The 2106-nt window shown below is 51.2% G+C and carries 2 protein-coding genes; one reads left to right on the plus strand and one right to left on the minus strand.

The features are described 5' to 3' along the window. Window positions 1-896 (plus strand): SCO family protein (locus EJP87_RS15615; RefSeq protein ID WP_130472779.1); only part of this gene is annotated, 896 nt, incomplete at its 5' end. Between the two features lie 170 nt (window positions 897-1066). On the opposite strand, the gene EJP87_RS15620 is transcribed toward EJP87_RS15615, so the two are convergent. After that, a partial coding sequence (locus tag EJP87_RS15620; protein ID WP_227657698.1) for a cytochrome D1 domain-containing protein occupies window positions 1067-2106 on the minus strand: 1040 nt, incomplete at its 5' end.

Genomic DNA, 2106 nt, shown 5'->3' on the forward strand with positions numbered 1-2106 from the left:
GGCAGGTAGCAAAAAACAAAGGACCAGACAGTGTGCAACAGGAGCAGGCACGGTTTCTGACACAACCGAGGCGGATTGCCCCCCTGTTGTTTGCTCTCTGGATCTGTCCGCTGTTTTTCTTGCTGTTTTGTCAACCCGTTGCGCAAGCCGAAGAGAGTACCGTTCCTGACCCGGAACAACTGTTGCGGCTCAGTCAGGCGGCCATTGGCAAAACACTCCCTGACCTCGCCTTTGTCAATCAGCGCAATGAACCGGTATCACTTGGGCAACTGCGTGGCAAACCCTTACTGATCAACCTGATTTATACCACCTGCTATCATACCTGCTCCATTGCCACCCGCTCATTGGCAACAACGGTTGCCAAAGCCAAAACGATATTTGGCGAGGATGCTTTTGAGGTATTGACAGTCGGCTTTGACACCCATGCCGACACCCCCAAGGCCATGGACTATTATGCGCGACAACAAAAGGTCTCAGACCCGCGTTGGCAGTTTTTGAGCGGCACTGCCGAATCTGTGCAACAATTGATGGAACATATTGGTTTTGTGGCCTACCCTTCACCACGCGGATATGATCATTTGGCGCAGGTAACAGTGGTCGATCAGGAGGGCAAGGTCTATCAACAAGCCTATGGGGAGACCATTCCTACCCCACAACTGATCGAACCTTTGAAAGAGTTGATCCTTGGTTTACCGCAAAAAAAGGAGGAAACTGCTGTTGATCTGCTGGTACGGCGCGTGCGTTTTTTCTGTACCACCTATGATCCCCGCGACGACACCTATCGCTATGACTATTCTCTGTTTGTGGGAATCTTTATTGGTGCTCTGTGTATTTTGGCGGTAGTGATCTTTCTGGTACGGGAGATTCGGCGCAACAAAACCTTTTCCAAAAAATAGAGCTGCCGCAGCACATCGCCAAACAACTGCATTGCCAACAGCAGCTCTTGTATCCCAACCCACACGCTGTACACAAGAGAGCGCTTCTGCTCTCCATCTCAGACAGAATCAGGGCGTGGCTGGTGCAGTGACGGAACAGTCAAGCACCCCCAGTGGGCCAACCCAAACCATCAATGGCTGGTTCCTGACGAGCGGGTAATTTTATTGTACACATTATATTTGCCAGAGGGTTTGCGCATCGGAATGCGTTTGACCTCTTGCAAAGTCTCGCTATCATAAATCACCAAGGCGCCATCATTTTCCCAAATGCTCAACAGCGCATAACGACCGTCACGGGTAAACTCGACATGACCGGAGGTTTTACCTGGATCGGGATTGAGGGTCTTGATAATCTCCAGGCTCTTCTTGTCAATAACGTGCACCAGATCCTTGTGCGGCCCGGTAAACACATCCACCCAGGCATAAGGGGTGTTTTCATGGCTGCGCATAAAAAATCCTGGACCTTTGGTCTCAATCCTTTTCACCACATCCCAGCTTTGCATATCGATCACCGTGACCATCCCCTCCTTCAGGTTGGGCGTGGCCATCACCTGTGTGCCCTGATAATCCCACAAAATCCCGGAAGAGAGATGCGGCATACCCGGTATGGCGATCTCTTTGATCTTGCGCCCGATATCCAATTGCACCACCTGGCCATTGCCAGCATTGCGCGAGGTACCCAAAAGATGCTGGTAGGAAAGATCAAAGAAAAAATCATCCAGATAGTCATCCACCTGGATACGACGCACCGAAAAAGCTCTTTGCTCGACTGCAGGCTTGCCGCTGGCATCGGCCACTGTTTGGGCATTGGCCGATGCGGCACTGGTGTAAGGAATCTCCCACACCTCTGGCAGATCTTTCAAAGCAGCAATAAAACTGTTGCGCGGGGGAGCAGAAAAGACCGCACTGACCCGAGAACTCTCTCCAACTATTTCGCCTTGCACCGGAATCACCTGCAAGGGTTGTAACTTTTCGGCATCCAAAGCCACCAAGGTGTGCGGCAAATAGTTGGCGACCATCACCGACTTGCCATCTCCAGAGACCGCCAGATTACGGGTGTTCAAACCGGCACGGATCTCCGCAACCAACTGCAAGGAGTGCAGATCAAATTTACTGATCCAACCATCTCGCGAAGACAAATAGACAAAGCGACCATCGGGAGAAAATTTTA

This window comes from Candidatus Magnetaquicoccus inordinatus, assembly GCF_004217665.1.
Taxonomy (GTDB): Bacteria; Pseudomonadota; Magnetococcia; order Magnetococcales; family Magnetaquicoccaceae; genus Magnetaquicoccus; species Magnetaquicoccus inordinatus.